Origin of the sequence: Oceanobacillus saliphilus, from assembly GCF_023522835.1 — a bacterium.
In the GTDB taxonomy this organism is placed as follows: Bacteria; Bacillota; Bacilli; order Bacillales; family Amphibacillaceae; genus Oceanobacillus; species Oceanobacillus saliphilus.
This window is the reverse complement of sequence record NZ_JALCZU010000004.1, coordinates 288,653-305,580: the sequence shown is the minus strand read 5'-3', so window position 1 is coordinate 305,580 and position 16,928 is coordinate 288,653. Positions and strand designations below refer to the sequence as shown.

The following is a 16,928-nucleotide window of genomic DNA, read 5'->3' as shown; positions in this document are numbered from 1 at the left end:
TGGTGACACGTGTAGCTGACGAATACTAATAGATCGAGGACTTAACTAAACTTCTTTTGATGTCTTGATTTACTCTTATTTAGTTTTCAAGGTATAAATTAAAAAAACCTTGCATTTTATCTTAGAAATGCATATAATATAACTTGTCCTTTAAAAAACAAGTAAAGGAAGTTCTGTTAAAACCGTTCACGTCCTGGGACTGCGATTACTCGTCCCACCGAAAGGATTTGTGAACAACACAGAACGACCTACATCCTGTAGGTCTGGTAGCAATAGCGAAGAGGTCACACCTGTTCCCATCCCGAACACAGAAGTTAAGCTCTTCAGCGCCGATGGTAGTTGGGGCTTTGCCCCTGCAAGAGTAGGACGCCGCCAGGCAATTCCATTCATTAACATATAATGATGGAGATGCTCTGAAATATCTAGCTGCTAGGACAAGCAACTCATGTTTGGACTACCGAGATAGATTTTCATTATTGGATTATTCCACAGTAGCTCAGTGGTAGAGCAATCGGCTGTTAACCGATCGGTCGTAGGTTCGAATCCTACCTGTGGAGCCATATGGAGAGCTGTCCGAGTGGCCGAAGGAGCACGATTGGAAATCGTGTAAGCCGTTACCACGGCTTCGAGGGTTCGAATCCCTCGCTCTCCGCCATTATAACTTATATTATTGGCCCGTTGGTCAAGCGGTTAAGACACCGCCCTTTCACGGCGGTATCACGGGTTCGAATCCCGTACGGGTCACCAACACATGGAGGATTAGCTCAGCTGGGAGAGCACCTGCCTTACAAGCAGGGGGTCGCAGGTTCGAGCCCTGCATCCTCCACCATCTTTACTTTATATTTACAAGATATATATTTTATCTCCCATATCGCGGGGTGGAGCAGTCTGGTAGCTCGTTGGGCTCATAACCCAAAGGTCGTAGGTTCAAATCCTGCCCCCGCAACCAAAATATTTCATTTCAATTAACTACGTTGAATAGACTTCTTTGTTAATTGAAAATCAGTAGTACTTGAAGAGTACAACGAATATATTTTAATATGGTCCGGTAGTTCAGTTGGTTAGAATGCCTGCCTGTCACGCAGGAGGTCGCGGGTTCGAGTCCCGTCCGGACCGCCACTTTTAAAACAAGTGTCATAATTTAATATAATTTAATGGCTTGGTAGCTCAGTCGGTAGAGCAGAGGACTGAAAATCCTTGTGTCGGCGGTTCGATTCCGTCCCGAGCCACCTTTTTATTTAAGCATTTTCGGAGGGGTAGCGAAGTGGCTAAACGCGGCGGACTGTAAATCCGCTCCCTCAGGGTTCGGCAGTTCGAATCTGCCCCCCTCCACCATGTTTTATTTTTCATCTAAATATATATAGGGGTATAGTTTAACGGTAGAACTACGGTCTCCAAAACCGTCAATGTGGGTTCGATTCCTACTACCCCTGCTTTTATTATGGCGGTCGTGGCGAAGGGGTTAACGCACCGGATTGTGGCTCCGGCATTCGTGGGTTCGATTCCCATCGGTCGCCCTCATAATAAATTTTGGGCCATAGCCAAGCGGTAAGGCATCGGGTTTTGATCCCGTGTACCCCAGGTTCGAATCCTGGTGGCCCAGCCATTTGCGGAAGTAGTTCAGTGGTAGAACATCACCTTGCCAAGGTGGGGGTCGCGGGTTCGAATCCCGTCTTCCGCTCCATATAATTATTGGCGGTATAGCCAAGTGGTAAGGCAGAGGTCTGCAAAACCTCTATCACCGGTTCAAATCCGGTTACCGCCTCCATACACATGCCGGTGTGGCGGAATTGGCAGACGCGCGGGACTCAAAATCCCGTGTCTTCACGGACGTGTCGGTTCGACCCCGACCACCGGTATCTAAAACAAAAAAACACCCACAAATGTTGGTACACCAATGTTTGTGGGTGTTTTTTGTTCTCGGGAAATATGCTGAAAAAATGCTTTTAAAATCACTTACCAATTTTTGCACTATGGAATCAGTAAATGATATATCGCGTAGCAATAATTTTCCTACTCCCAAATTACCCAGCTCTTTTGTATATAGAACTAATTATCTATATAATAGTAGATACATAGGTTGAAAAAGGAGAATGGAACATGAAGTTTGAAGCAGCTGGGAAAGGCTTAAGTGATTCACAGCAATCGGTTGTAACTACCGATTCAGAAGGCCGGATTAGCTTAACGGAGAATGAAAGTAAGTTTGAAGCTACCTTACAAGTTTTACAATCATCTTCAAAGGAATCTGTTGTAAACGCAAGTTCGTTTGGAGATTTACGTACATATATGCATGTCGAAAGAGATATTCAAACAGAATTGGAAAATATATTAACTCAACTAAAAGGAAATGGTAATCCTAGTTTAATTTTATTATGCGGTAGTGTCGGTGATGGAAAAAGTCACTTACTTGCCTATATGAAAGAACATCATACGGAGCTCATGCATGATGTGGTTGTCCATAATGATTCAACCGAATCCTATGATCCAGATAAAAATTCATTAGATACCCTTGAGAAGGTGTTAGCTCCTTTTAATGACGGGAACCACCCTGATAAGCATGTAGTCATCGCTATTAATCTAGGAGTCTTGCATAATTTCTATAGTTTACAGCGTCATACTGGTAAATTCCAAGCATTATGTGATTTTATAGACGAATCTGGTGTGTTCGAAAAAGGACAGCATGGAATCAAACAAGCTGGTGCTTTTTACATGCTTAATTTTGCGGATTCTCAACCATATGTTTTAACAAAGGAAGGGCCGAAATCGCCATTTTTCTTAGAATTAATGGATAAGGTTACGAATCCAGATAGAAATAACCCTTTTTATCGTAGTTGGTTAGAAGATAAGGAGAACGGGATAAAAACGACTGCCCATTATAATTATTTCTTCTTACAGCATAATGAAGTGAAAGAATCCATTGTACAATCACTCATTGAGGTAATGATTAAGAAAAAGGTATTTATTTCTACACGTGCCTTTTATAACTTTTTATATGAGATTATCGTTCCTGTCCACAATCCATTATTGAAAGATGATGCTTCTATTAAAGGGGAAGACATGTTACCAAATCTCATTTATGGACACCCGGATCGTTCGCCATTACTTGCAGCACTGAATGAAATTGATCCATTGAGAAGAAGACTGGAAACGACAGATCAACTAGTAAGTGAATTTCTATTAAAAACAGATCCGCTAGCTTTTGCAGTAGAGGAACTTGGAGAACATATGGCGATTGGGGCTTGGAAACAGGTAAATACCATGCACAAGCAGAAGAATCAAATGGAATATGCACGATTATTCATTCGTCAGCATGCCTTATTATTCCGTAAAAATTATGACGAGGTCTATCGTGAATATGTTCATTTTCTTTTCTCCTTTTACCATGGGGATGAAGATGAGATTGGTAGATTATTTGAGTTGATAGAAAGGGTTGTTTATGCATGGAAGGGGTCGCCAAAGGATCGGTTTGTCTTTGTGGATTCTCCAAATAAGACATTTCGATTAGCCGTAGAGGTTAATCTGGAACCAGAGGTAGATGAGCAAGTCTTTGGTTCATCTGAAGGTCAAGATGAGGTAGAACAATTTACACCTTCGATAAGAATAGGGTTTAGTCAAAAAGGCGAGGCCTTTTTATTTGAATTGGATTATAAATTATATGCCCTCTTGAAGCAGATTCGTAATGGATATCGACCAAATCGACAAGACATTCAAGATGCATTACAGTTCTCTGAATTTCATGATAGAATCATCAAATCTGCTGATCAAAAAACGAACGTTTTACTTGTTCATCGTCATGATGGGACCATATTGGAAGTGAAAAAGCCTCGTTTCTCGAAATCGAAGTTTGAAGTTGGAAAGGTGAAGTAACATGGAGTATCTATTAGATAGAGATAAGATTGATCAATTCATATATAAAAATGGAAAATATACATTTCGAAGACGTTCCGTAACGTATGTGCTTCCATTGCCAACAAGGGAACCAGAACGTGCAAAATTTGAAAGAGGTTATTCGGCAATTACCGGTGGCGTAATACGTAAAGTGAATGGGAAAAATGTCCATGTAGAGTCGAATGATGACATCATAGAGGATATCGTTGCTAGTGGGAAATTTCAGGATGAGGAAAGTAAAACGCTCTTTACCCATTTCTTAAAAGATCAAGTAAAGGAATTAAAGGAAGGAAAAATTACATCCTTATCACAATTGGAGAGGATTCCACTAACGGATAATGTGAAAGAACAAAAAGGGGAAATTGATTTAATTCATTTCTTTTTCGATACGTTTATCCGTGATAATGCAGAACAGATAAAAGAGATATTACAACATCATGATGATTCCGACTTGATTACAGAAATTCTTGATTTATCCGTTAGCGATTCTGCCAAACAGAAGAAAAGTTCGAACTATTATCATTGTCTATTTCCTGAATTAAAGGAACAGTTTATTAGAGATTTAGAGAATTTGGCTAAGAATCCTAGTTTTCTTGTTGGAAATCTATCCATGCTATTCGTTCATTATACGTTTGTAGCGATGTCCCAACTCATCTTACAGACAAACAAAGTAACAGCGTTTAATCAAGATGAATTGCAACCTGTTTATTATATTTTACAATGGGAAAAAGCTGCAAAGTGGCGGGATAGCTATCGATATGGCAATAAAATGTTATTAAATGAAATCGATGGATTCTTTGCCCATGAACATGCCTTAAACATTTTAGGAATGAATACTTTTTCCAAGGAAAATAATCAGTTTTACCATGATTTAAAAGAAAAGCTGAGAGAGGCAGGACCGGAAGCGGAAAAACAATTTATTGAATCGATCTATTCATGGCTATCTGAAGTATACCAAGTAAACACTAATATTGATGTAGAGAAGTATACAGAGAATAAAACATTAGATGTGGCATTTCAAGATATTATTGCTGCTATTAGAAAAGGCGTATCAAACGAAGTAAACTCTCGTTATTATAAAGCGTTTGAAGCCATTATCTCGAAATTCTTCCGCAAGCATGGTGGTTCACTCGGTACGATTCTGTCCTTATCACAGGAACAACTATTACTGTTAGTAGCGGTTTCGATTACAAAGGATAGGATAGAGTTAAAACAATTATGGGAGGAACTAGAAAAACGTGGTGTTTGGTTAGATCATCATTCGAAAGAAGAAGTGGTCAAGGTTTTAGATAAGTTAAATTACATGGAAAAGAAAAGCGATAGTGGGGATGCTCAATATGTTAAGACCATTTTATGATTATATTAGTGACCAGATGACTTCCTTTTTCCAAAAAGAAGCATCTAAGAATAAAACAGATCGGTACTTTTTATATATGCCAACAGAAACAATTATTTCGAATTTATTCGAAGCCTTAAAAAAGCAAGCGAATAGCGAGCTATTTACGTATCAACATGATAAGGGGTCCAAACCTTATGAGACAATTGCTCTAAGATTTGGTGACATTAACTATGTTATTGCCACAACGAATGATGATACCAATATTGATTTTCTAGTGACATTGCGAAATGAAATGAGTGAGCAAAAACGGGAGTGGAAAAATACTTCCCTCATCTTACTTTGTAATACGCTTAATGATTCCATTCGTGGTGGTAGTCGTGATTTAACGGGAGAGGGCTTACCATTACATGTTAGCCAAATAGCAGGAAACCTAGAGGAGATGTTACATAATAGTACATTAACTCCGATGGAACAAAGAGTGGTTTCCCATTATTTGAAGGAAATGGAAGCGAATCATCATTTAGAAAACTCTTCTTTCTTAGACTTTGAAGATGCCCTATCCCTCGTAAACAAAGGGAATTTAGAAAATGAAGACTATAGGTCCTTACAGTATTTTCATGATTCTGGCTTAGAAGAACTGGTGAAGCAACAGGAAATAGAACCAGAGAATTCAGGGAAATGGAAGAAGTTAGAGAATCAAATTGACAAACGGTTAACGGATAATAGTAACCAATTTGATGAGATTGAGCGGTTACGTTCCTTAGGTAATCCGAAAGAAAAGCTGGAGGAAACCTTTGATAAAGGAAGTTCGAAGCTAAATAAAGATGATTGGTTTACTGTTGATTTTTCGGATATTGAAAACTGGAAAGAAGCCGCGAAAGAAAAGCGTGCCATTGAATTTCATCCGGAAAAAATAAAAGCAAAAATAAAAATAGTAGATGGGGAAACCAAAACATTAGAATTATGGAAACGGCCGAACTCCAACACAGCAGCAGGACAAAGGAACTGGAGTATTCTAATCTTTTATCCAGAATATCAAGAAGGTCAAGAAGTAGAAATTAGCTTCCCATTTGATCGTAATACAAAGAAAGAGTTCCTCAATTCAACTAGTAAAAAAATAGCAAGAACGAGTGGACATTCGGTGATTGCAGAATTAGAACTTGCAAGTGAAGGATCTACTTTTGGCCGAGTCGTCTATAATCATGAAAATACAACGAGTGGAAAATATTCGTTTAATATCGTGGTAGTAGCTTGTGATGCTGCCTTTTTTGAAGTATATCGAACATCTTATAAAGTGGTTGCGACCTCTAAAAAGAAACAAGCGTTACACTTAACATTGGAGAATCAAAGCCTTGTTCTGGGGGATGGATCGACAGAGGTTGATTTAAAGGAACAAGGTCAATCAATTAAGGTTGATAACGGAGCCACGATTCAATTTAGCCCTGGATTATTGGATGAAGATGAGAAAAGCATTCGATTTTCGATAGTAAGACCGAACGTTGAACTACCGATTGAAGTGGCGGATGATGTCTTAAAGACGATACCAATAAGCAGTACAAAAATCTGGGAGAAAAAACGAACCATACAAAGCTCCTTCTTGATTGACCAAGAAGCAAAACGAGTGGAAATTGATAATCTGCCATATGTAACCTTTGAAGAAGAGCGCAAATTTCTTAGATTGGAATTTGCATGGTTGAATCAGCGCGTGAGAAAAGCTTCTGTTACATTACGCGAATTGGATCCAGAGGAAATCCCATTACCAGAACAAGTTGCGGATGCGTATGATGCTTTTTTAGAGGAGATGGAGAAGACAGGAACGATTCCATCTTTAATCTATTACTCTGATACCCTTCGTGAAAAAGCGAAAACCTATGTAGAAGCCTATATTGACGCCATTGAAAACATAGGGGATCAACAAATCATGTCCAATGAAGAGAGAGCCCTGTTCTATTTAGGTTGCGTAAGAGATGGGAAAGTTATCTACATGACACCATTCTCTCCGTTAAATGTGGCGTATCAATTACAGATTAACGAAGAGAGTCAAGGAGAAAAAATAGATACGAATATCCTTAATAAGATGAATGCGGTCTATACGTTACCTTATCTTGTAACGGAAAAAGGCGAATTGTTTAAACCGACTACAGATGTGGCGAATCGATTACCAGAATGGCATGCATTCCTTCCAAGTGAAGAAGTAACGGTAGGAGAAACGAATACGTATCTAGCTCAGGTAATAGAAGAAAAGTTAGATCAATTTAGTGATCACTATGATTATTTATTTGTTTTAGATTCCAATGCTTCGATTCTACTAAATGTCATTAATATACCAAATGATCGAGAAGTATTACGGGGTATCGTTCAGTGGTTAAAGAAACAGATTATCAAAGATAAAACGTTAACTAGATTAAGACCAATCGAAATTATTGCCTATAGACAAGACCTGGATGGCTTTAGTGCATTTGATGCGTTAAATGATGGAAGTAATGTGACAGAAATTGAGGACCAGTTAGGAATTAGCTTTGCGATGAACGATTATTTTGCGGAAGATGTATTACGCGCGATTCAACAAGTATTACGTTATTCCAAACGACATATAACAGAGCCAATTCAATATAGTCATATTACCTTCTATAAGATGAAAACAGAAGAAGAAGTTGTCAAACAGATAGTGAAGGATGCACCAAGTAGCTTGAATTTAAATGGATTGTTTACGACCGTTACTTCATCTAAAACAGAGAATGGTGGTTACCGAGTTGGTTTTGGTGTAGGCGAAAGCAATGCGGAACGTTCCTTACTAAGTAGATTTGCTGTGAAGATGAATGAACTTGCAGCAAATATGACAGATAGAGGACAGAATCCATATACTAAGAATGTTGCCTTTGCCGTTCATATTAGTGGGGAAGATGAGAAATATCTATCACAGTTGTACAGTCATTCTCATTGGTTGACCTTTATTGATCCAGTAGTGGATTTGAAATATTTCCAGGAGGCGTCAGATAGTCTAGTGATTGTACATTACAGTGACCAACATTCCTCCTCAAATCACTATGATGCCATTACGGTAACGGATAAGTCTAATCAGTATTTCAATGTTATCCATGATTTCCTACAATCACAGGATGTCTCTGTTTCTAGCGGTCATATTAAAGATGTTATTCGATTATTTAATACCTTTAATGGTGAATGGCTATTACGTGCTGTTCAAGCTCGTTCCCACGATAAGCGGGAGAAAATGAGTGTGGTTTCTGCGATTAAACATGCTCTTATCCATTTTGACCATCCGGAAATCTTGTGGGTCCCTATTTCGATGGAAGAGATTGTTCGAGTAGCTGGTGGAGTGAGATTAAGTAAGAAGGATGGCATTTTCTCTGGAAAGATGATTGGAAAACGTGGAAATGTTAGTGATGATCTACTAATGATGGGATTAGAGCAGACCGATACGGCTTTACAAATTCACATGTATCCTGTAGAAGTGAAAATTGGTTTAAACGCTTCGGGGGTTATTGAAAAAGGAATTAGTCAAGTTAAAGAATTAAAGAATCGCTTGAATGAGCAGTTAATTCAAGAGGATACCTTTGATGCACGTTTTCTACGTAATTTCTTTACCCGCTTATTCATTAATAATGCTGTCAAGATGGTCGATAACCAAGTTTGGCCAGAAAAAGACTATCATCTTTCTCCGAAGGTCATTGATCAATTGCTGAATGATGAATTTGAAATTGTGGATTCGTTGAAGGCAGATTATGGTTATGGCTTGGTGATATCCTTTAGAAAAGGAGCACAATTGAAAGTGAAAGAGCGTCGTAGCGGAGTCATTGTGATGGAATTACCGGAACAAAGTGGCTATGAAACGTTAGCGAAACCAATGAACGAGTTAATGAAGAATAAGGAAGAACAACCAGAGAGAGTTTACGTTACAACTACTGGTACAGTAGCCGATGATGAATTAGTTGCAGAAACGAGAGGCGATTATTCAAGTAACGATGATAAGGAAAAATCTGTTCTTACAGTTAAGTCTGACATAGATGCAGATGAACCCGAAGTAGAGAATCAATCTACTAATCCAAACGAATCTGGACAAAGTAATGATACGAATGAAAAATATTCTACTGATGCAAACGAGATAGAGAAAAAGAAAGCTCAACCTACACGTCCACTAATTGGTTATGAAAATCAAGTACCTATTTACTGGGAGTTTGCTCATGGGCAATTATCGAATCGACATCTTGTCATTGGCGGAAGATCAGGTCAGGGGAAAACGTATTTTATTCAATCTCTATTAAGGGATTTATCACGGACAAACCAGTCTGCGGTTGTAGTAGATTATTCTAGTAGTTATACACGAACCCAATTAGATTCCAAGTTTTTAAACTCATTGGGTGATCGTTTCCAAGAAAGAATTGTCTATCATGAAGGCTTTCCATTAAATCCGTTTCTTCGTCGTGAAAAAGAGGTAGCAGGCTTGGTCAGCAAAGAAAAACCAACCGAGGTTGCCCGTCGAGTAGTAGATGTATTCGGATCTGTCTATCGATCATTTGGTCCACAGCAAAAAAGTGCCCTTTATAAAGCGGTCAAGCAGGGAATCGAAATGTATGACGACAAGATGAAAATGGAACATCTTTTAGAAATACTAGAAGAATTAGACGGTTTTGCGAACACGGTGATTAGTTCCATTACAAGTAGGATTATGCAATTTGTCGATATTGATCCGTTTGACTATGAATCGAACAATAAATGGGAAGAATATTTTGCTCCTGGTGGAAATGTTACGGTCATCCAACTTGCTGGATATGACCAAGATGAATTGAAACGACTCATGGCAGAATTTATTTTATGGGATATATGGTACTTTACACAAAATGGCTCAAAAGATAAGCCAATCCCAGTTATATTAGATGAAGCACAGAATCTCAGCTTCGTGGATGGTTCACCAGCAGCCAAGATATTACGTGAAGGTCGAAAATTCGGTTGGTCTGCATGGTTCGCCACGCAAACTTTTAATAACTTTTCTAAGGATGAGCTTTCTATTTTAGACAATGCTGGTACGAAGATTTACTTTAATCCAGCAGAAAGTGAAGTACGTGTATTAGCTGGTCGTATTGGCAATGCAACTCCGGATGAACTACGAATGTTACGTAAAGGTCAGTGCTTGGTTCTCGGTCAATTTGCGAGAGAGGATCAATCCATGGGAAATCCAGCGTATCACATTGTTAAGGTTCCACCTATGGGGGATCGGTAGAATAAAAGGTTAATCTTGGTTGCTTTTAAACAAAAGAACTGGTAATGTTTGCATGCTGCTTATGAAAAAGTACAGATTGGAATTATATTAAATTCGTATATTTCAGGCTCAGTCTCTCCTTTCGCTAAGACGTTAGCAAAGTGAGAGACTGGCCTTTTTATTAATAAAAGATATATAGCAACTAAACTAGAACACTTCATTTCTATTCGTTTCTATTACGGAGTGAGGAACTAATCCTAGTTCCTTTAGACAGAAGTACAAGAATGATTCCTTTTTTAATTAATTTGTCTAAAAAAAAGGGTCAGACCCCGGCTGCATTAAAGTATTAGTGAGACGGGGGGACTAAGCCTGTCAACCGCCGACCACCGTTATCAAAAGTAATGCCAACGGTAATCGCTGTTATACAGCGATTTTTTAATTACCCTTTTTTGGTGCCAATTGTGAATAGGTCATGGGTGTTTAAAACGTAATCGTTAAGACACTCGGGACCTACTGTATAAATATGTTAAAAGAAAAGAAGACAACTGCAACATCGCTTGTCATGGCTTTTCCAAATGCTCCAACAATAAATGCTAAAGCAGCAAAGTTATTTCGATAACTATACAAAATAAGATTAGTCCGAAAAGGGATGCCATCTAAGTTAAGGCATCCTTTTTACTTTCATAAGCCTCTTTTACTTATGATACGGTTTATTAAAATTCCAAAAAGTGCCTGTTACGCGTTTTATCAAGCGATATAAAACCATTATAGTCACAAATTTTTGTACTTTTTCATCGTGTGCCACAGCAGGGTTGCCGCTGATGGTACGTCATTGAATGCCTAGTAATCTTTGAACGCATTATTTTTTTAATATAGTTCATCTGAAAAAGCCCCATACCATTTTTTGCTATATTATACTCCGCATCAGATGTACCCCAAGATACGACGCCATTCCCTTCACTGTCTTCGGGGCAATCATGTACCGTCCACCTTTTTTCTGAAAATTACTTGTTCTCCTATTTGATTTATGATAAGGTATTAAGAAGTTTAAACTTCTTTTTAAATAAATTAAAGGGGAGACTTCTTTTGGAGGATACGCAAACAATTAAAGACAGGATTGAAATGCATTTTAATGCACTATCAAAGAAGCAACAAAAAGTAGCAAGTTTCGTGTTAAATAATCCGACTTTTGTGGGGACGCATGCTGCAGCTGAAGTTGGAGAGAAGGCTGGTACAAGTGAAACAACGGTTATCCGCTTCTGTTACACGCTTGGACTCAAGGGCTTTGCACAGCTGCAAAAAGAGATTACTCTTTTTGTATTTAATCAAACTACAGTCAGTACACTTAGTAATTACCTTTCTTCTAAAAGAGAACTTTTCAATGACCAAAGTCTGATTGAAAAGGCAATGGGCGAAGACATTTCCAAAATTAACAGAATTGCTGAACAAATTGACAGGAAATTATTTTATGAGGCAACACATAAATTACATGAAGCAAAAAGCATCTATATTATTGGAGCGGGTGCATCGCAGTTTCCTGCCCAATGGCTCCATTTTACGTTGAATATACTTCGGCCAAACGTTTCGTTTATTCGAACAGAAACACCAGAATTAATTCGGACACTGCAGGAAATAGATGAAGAGTCTATCGTCATCGTGATATCCCAACATCGTTACTATAAAGAACCCATTCAAATAGCTGAATTACTTCATGGACAGGGTATACCAGTGCTCGCTATTACAGATTCTAAACTAGCACCGATTCAAAAGCATTGTTCCTATGCTTTTATATTAGAACAAACAGAGACATCAACGATTGATCTAATGCCAGCACTTATTTCCTTTCTCAATTTATTAGTAACGGGAATAATGGCAGTTGATCCAAACTATTACAACAAGCAACGCGTGAATTACGATGATTTTAATAATAGTTTTATTGCAGAAAAATGGAGTTGAAAAAATGACAGAACAACAATTAGCAAAAAGATTACAACCAATCTTTGAGCATTTGCATGAGAATCCAGAAGAAAGTTGGAAGGAAGTAGAAACAACTGCGTATCTTGTAAAGCTTCTCCAAGAAGAAGGCTTCCAACCCCAAACCTTTGAAAATATGACTGGATTGTATGTAGACATTGGAAAAGGTACTCCTAAAGTTGGATTCAGAACCGATATTGATGCCCTTTGGCAAGAAGTTGATGGAACATTCCAAGCAAATCATTCCTGTGGGCATGATGGCCATATGACAGTTGCACTTGGCGCCATCCTTTTATTGAAAGAATTAGAGCCTATACTACCAGGAGCAATTCGCATCATTTTCCAGCCAGCGGAAGAAAAGGCACAAGGAGCAAAATTGCTTGTAGAAAGAGGTGTAGTGGATTCCCTACAATTTCTATTCGGGGCACATGTACGACCACTCATCGAATTACAAGACGGGACATATGCACCAGCATTACACCATGGAGCAGCGAAGCATTTTACTGGGAAAATAGATGGGGTCGAAGCACATGGAGCCCGACCTGAGCAGGGTGTGAACGCGATTGAAGTAGCAGCTGCACTGACTGATGGGCTCAAGCGAATTTGGATTAGCCCCACAGAGTCAGCCTCTATCAAAATGACGCAAATACAAGCAGGTGGTACGGCGATCAATATCATTCCAGGCAGTGCAACATTTAGTATTGATGCCCGTGCTCAAACGAACGAAACAATGGAAGCTTTGACAAATGGTTTTGAAAAAGTAGTGAAAGCTGTCGGTACGCTATACGGTATTTCGATTGATTATCAAGTAGATGCTCATATTGCTGCAGCCCAGGTTGATGACACAGCAAAGGACATTATGAAACAAGCAATTATCGACGTGGTAGGTAATGACAAATGCGCACCAGAAGTTGTGACACCGGGTGGTGAGGATTTCCATTTTTACACTTATTCCAAACCCCAGCTTCAAACGACGATGCTTGGCCTTGGCTATGGTGTTACACCAGGACTCCACCATCCAAAAATGACATTTAATCAAAAACATCTGCCAACTGGGGCAAAAATAATAGCTCAAGCACTAGTAATCGCATTACAACAAGTAGAAGGAAGAGAAGACTCATGATTGAAAGCAGAGAACTAAAAACGATGGACGAAATGGAACAAATACAAGGGCTAGAACGGAAAGTTTGGGGAATTGACACCATTCCAACACATCAAACACTAACAGCAGTTAAAAATGGCGGAATTATGGTTGGTGCTTATGACGGGAAGCAATTGGTTGGATTTAGCTACGGATTTGCAGGTTTTCATCATGGAAAAAGCTATTTATGCTCCCATATGCTTGGGATTGACGACGCCTACCGTTCAAAAGGCATCGGTGAAATGCTTAAGCAAAAGCAACGTGAAATGGCGATCGAAAAAGGTTATGACAGGATGCAGTGGACATACGATCCACTTGAAACACGTAATGCTTATCTAAATTTAACCAAACTGAATGGTATTTGTGATACCTATCTTGAAAATTGTTATGGTGAGATGCAGGACGGTTTCAATAAAGGCCTCCCATCCGATCGCTTTGAAATCCATTGGCATTTAACAAGCCCACATGTAGTTGAAAAACAGTTGCCAAACATAGAAAGTGCTGTGAGCTTAAGTACATTAACATTTAATAATGCAGGATTACCTATCTTTGTTGCTGACGAGATAACCGAACTAACAGAGGATGCCTATTCCATGGCTGTACCAAAGGATTTTCAAGGATTAAAAGCAGCAAGCCAAGAGCTAGCGATGGACTGGAGATTACAAACACGCAAGCAATTCCAAAACCTTTTCAAAGCAGGATATGTGGCCGTTCATTTAAAATCCCATGAAAACTATGGTGAATACATTTTCGTAAAAAAAGATACATTAGATCTTGGAGGAGACCAATAATGAAAATCACAGAAATTACAATCCGTCATTTACAAATGAAGTTAAAAGCTCCATTCACAACAAGCTTTGGAACGTTTACAACGAAGGAATTTTTATTACTGGAAGCGACTGATGAAGCTGGTACCGTTGGTTGGGGTGAATCTGTGGCATTTAACGCACCATGGTATAACGAAGAAACACTGCAAACAAACTGGCATATGCTGGAAGATTTTTTAATTCCTCTTATTTTAAATAAAGAAATAAACCATCCAGATGAAGTGAATGAACTTTTTGCCCCAATTCGTAAAAATAACATGGCAAAATCAACGCTTGAGGGTGCTGTTTGGGATATTTATGCACAACAAACAAATCAATCACTCGCCAAAGCCTTGGGTGGAACGAAGGACAAAATTGAAGTTGGAATCAGTATTGGAATTCAAGAGTCTATTGAAGAGTTAGTAGCATTAGTAGATGGCTATGTGAAGGAAGGCTACAAGCGCATTAAAGTGAAAATCAAGCCAGGCTGGGACGTGGACGTCATGCGCACATTACGTGAAAATTTCCCAAATGTAGCAATTATGGCTGATGCAAACTCAGCTTATCACTTAGAAGACATTGACCTCTTAAAACAACTAGATGCATTTGACCTAACGATGATTGAACAACCATTAGCATCGGATGATATTATCGATCATGCACAGCTGCAAAAGGAACTAAAAACGCCGATTTGTTTAGACGAAAGTATTCATTCTCTAGAGGATGCACGAAAAGCCGTTGAGCTAGGAAGTACAAAAATTATTAATATCAAGATTGGTCGTGTCGGAGGGTTAACTGAAGCGAAGAAAATCCATGATTATTGTGAAGCAAATGGTATTCCAGTTTGGTGTGGTGGCATGCTGGAATCAGGTGTAGGTCGCTCCCATAATGTCGCTTTAACAACATTATCAAACTTTATTTTACCCGGAGATACGGCTGGTTCAAGTCGCTACTGGGAAAAAGATATTATCGTCCCTGAAGTTGTCGCTACAGACGGTTATATTAAAGTTCCACAAACAACAGGCATTGGTTATGAAGTAGACCAGGAAACAGTTGAAGCATATACCATAGCTAAGAAAGATTACAGATAAGGGAGGTTGGCGGCATGAAAAAGAGTTTTCAAATCGGTAGTGCCTTTGTCGGACTCATTATTGGAGCTGGATTTGCCTCAGGGCAAGAAGTCATGCAATACTTCACTAGCTTTGGCATTTGGGGAACGGCTGGAGGAATTCTTGCTACCATCCTATTCATCTTTTTAGGATACACATTTGCACAGCTAGGAACAGACCTACAAGCAACATCACATAAAGGCGTTATTTATCATATTGGTGGCCGGTATATCGGAACAATATTAGATATCTTAATTACATTTTTCTTATTTGGTGTAGCGGTTGTTATGTTTGCAGGCTCTGGGTCAACATTTGAGCAAATGTTCGGCATCGATACTAGAGTAGGGAGTATCATCATGGTAACACTCACCATTCTTACGCTATTATTAAATACGAAAAAGATTATTAGTATCATTGCAATGATAACACCTTATTTAATCACTATTATTTTTATCATTTTAATCTATTCTATCTTTACAATGGATCTATCATTGGCTGAAGCTGACACCTTAGCAAAAGAACAGGTTTCTGCTACAAACAACTGGGTTCTAGGTGCTTTTCTTTATGTGTCATATAATCTGGCAGCCGGTGCAGCATTATTAATTGTGATGAGTGGAGGCGTTAAAGACCGTAAAGTTGCTGGCATGGGTGGTATTCTTGGTGGCGCCATGCTAGGAGGACTGATTATCCTGATTCATATTGGGATGTTAGTGAGAATTGATGTGGTAGCTGGTGTTGACATGCCAACACTAGCACTCGCAAATCAGATCCATCCAGCTATAGGCATATTAATGGCCATTGCACTGCTCGGTATGATGTATAATACTGCAGTAGGTATGTTCTACTCCTTTACTGTAAGGTTCATCGCACCTGATAGTAAATTATATAAACCAGCCGTAGTTGTTATCGGGTTACTTGGTTTTGTCGCAAGTCTTGTAGGATTTACTACACTTGTTGGTGAAGTATATTCAACAATGGGCTACTTAGGATTTGCGTTAATTATCGCAGCAGTTATCGCATGGATAAAAAAAGGAAAAGTCAATTATCAATAAATCTTAACGGAATGAAAAGATATGATCCCCACATTGTGTTGGGAATCATATCTTTTTTAGTGATGATTGTGAGCTTTAGGCTGACACAGATAGAAATAAGAATGCTTCATTTTTGATTTTCTAACCTAATGTGATTACGGTCACTAGAATTTACCACCAATGACAGGATCTAAGTTATGGTGTCAGTCCCCCACCACCTACTAAATCTATTTTCTGGTATTAAAGCACTTGTTGTTTAATCAAAACAAGAAGAATGTCCTATTGATTTAACCATAGTAATTATTATACTTAATATAAACATAGTTGAAAGCGCATACATACCATTTGTAGGAGGGATGTTTAATTATAAATTACTAGATTTTTACAACAGATTTCTCTATAAATCTACCAAACTATCACAC

At 38.7% G+C, this 16,928-nt stretch carries 8 protein-coding genes, 14 tRNA genes and 1 rRNA gene; all 23 read left to right on the top strand.

The features are described 5' to 3' along the window. Positions 1-262 precede the first annotated feature (262 nt). Positions 263-378: ribosomal RNA gene (gene rrf, locus MN204_RS09600) — 5S ribosomal RNA — on the top strand. Between the two features lie 107 nt (positions 379-485). Continuing rightward, a tRNA-Asn gene (locus tag MN204_RS09595) sits at positions 486-560 on the top strand. A gap of 3 nt (positions 561-563) precedes the next feature. Then, a tRNA-Ser gene (locus MN204_RS09590) sits at positions 564-655 on the top strand. Positions 656-672: 17 nt separating this feature from the next. Next, positions 673-747 (top strand) — tRNA-Glu (locus MN204_RS09585). A 6-nt stretch (positions 748-753) separates the two neighbouring features. Further along, a tRNA-Val gene (locus tag MN204_RS09580) sits at positions 754-829 on the top strand. A gap of 43 nt (positions 830-872) precedes the next feature. Next, positions 873-949 (top strand) — tRNA-Met (locus MN204_RS09575). A 93-nt stretch (positions 950-1,042) separates the two neighbouring features. Then, positions 1,043-1,119 (top strand) — tRNA-Asp (locus MN204_RS09570). Between the two features lie 37 nt (positions 1,120-1,156). Beyond that, positions 1,157-1,229: transfer RNA gene (locus tag MN204_RS09565), tRNA-Phe, on the top strand. A gap of 21 nt (positions 1,230-1,250) precedes the next feature. Beyond that, positions 1,251-1,335 (top strand) — tRNA-Tyr (locus MN204_RS09560). 27 nt (positions 1,336-1,362) lie between these two features. Then, positions 1,363-1,433: transfer RNA gene (locus MN204_RS09555), tRNA-Trp, on the top strand. An 11-nt stretch (positions 1,434-1,444) separates the two neighbouring features. Continuing rightward, positions 1,445-1,517: transfer RNA gene (locus tag MN204_RS09550), tRNA-His, on the top strand. A 14-nt stretch (positions 1,518-1,531) separates the two neighbouring features. Then, a tRNA-Gln gene (locus MN204_RS09545) sits at positions 1,532-1,606 on the top strand. Between the two features lie 3 nt (positions 1,607-1,609). Beyond that, positions 1,610-1,684: transfer RNA gene (locus tag MN204_RS09540), tRNA-Gly, on the top strand. Between the two features lie 10 nt (positions 1,685-1,694). After that, positions 1,695-1,768 (top strand) — tRNA-Cys (locus tag MN204_RS09535). 7 nt (positions 1,769-1,775) lie between these two features. Next, positions 1,776-1,859: transfer RNA gene (locus tag MN204_RS09530), tRNA-Leu, on the top strand. A 241-nt stretch (positions 1,860-2,100) separates the two neighbouring features. Next, entirely contained in the window at positions 2,101-3,867 is a 1,767-nt protein-coding gene (gene dptF / locus MN204_RS09525) for a DNA phosphorothioation-dependent restriction protein DptF (RefSeq protein WP_249870850.1), read from the top strand. A gap of 1 nt (position 3,868) precedes the next feature. Next, positions 3,869-5,245: a DNA phosphorothioation-dependent restriction protein DptG gene (gene dptG, locus MN204_RS09520; RefSeq protein WP_249870849.1), complete on the top strand. Its 1,377-nt coding sequence runs from the start codon at positions 3,869-3,871 to the stop codon at positions 5,243-5,245. After that, positions 5,226-10,466 carry a DNA phosphorothioation-dependent restriction protein DptH gene (gene dptH / locus MN204_RS09515; protein WP_249870848.1) on the top strand — a complete coding sequence of 1,747 codons (5,241 nt, stop codon included), beginning with the start codon at positions 5,226-5,228 and terminating at the stop codon, positions 10,464-10,466. Before dptG ends, dptH begins: the two co-directional genes overlap by 20 nt. A gap of 1,065 nt (positions 10,467-11,531) precedes the next feature. After that, on the top strand, positions 11,532-12,401 hold the full coding sequence (locus tag MN204_RS09510; protein ID WP_249870847.1) for a MurR/RpiR family transcriptional regulator: 870 nt from the start codon (positions 11,532-11,534) through the stop codon (positions 12,399-12,401). Between the two features lie 4 nt (positions 12,402-12,405). Beyond that, positions 12,406-13,542 carry an amidohydrolase gene (locus MN204_RS09505; protein WP_249870846.1) on the top strand — a complete coding sequence of 379 codons (1,137 nt, stop codon included), beginning with the start codon at positions 12,406-12,408 and terminating at the stop codon, positions 13,540-13,542. Next, positions 13,539-14,351, top strand: a complete 813-nt coding sequence (locus tag MN204_RS09500; RefSeq protein WP_249870845.1) for a GNAT family N-acetyltransferase — start codon at positions 13,539-13,541, stop codon at positions 14,349-14,351. The genes MN204_RS09505 and MN204_RS09500 overlap by 4 nt, the downstream gene beginning before the upstream one ends. Further along, entirely contained in the window at positions 14,351-15,457 is a 1,107-nt protein-coding gene (gene menC / locus MN204_RS09495) for an o-succinylbenzoate synthase (protein WP_249870844.1), read from the top strand. Before MN204_RS09500 ends, menC begins: the two co-directional genes overlap by 1 nt. Positions 15,458-15,471: 14 nt before the next feature. Beyond that, complete coding sequence (locus MN204_RS09490) at positions 15,472-16,527, top strand: YkvI family membrane protein (RefSeq protein ID WP_249870843.1); 1,056 nt, start codon at positions 15,472-15,474, stop codon at positions 16,525-16,527. Positions 16,528-16,928: the final 401 nt, after the last annotated feature.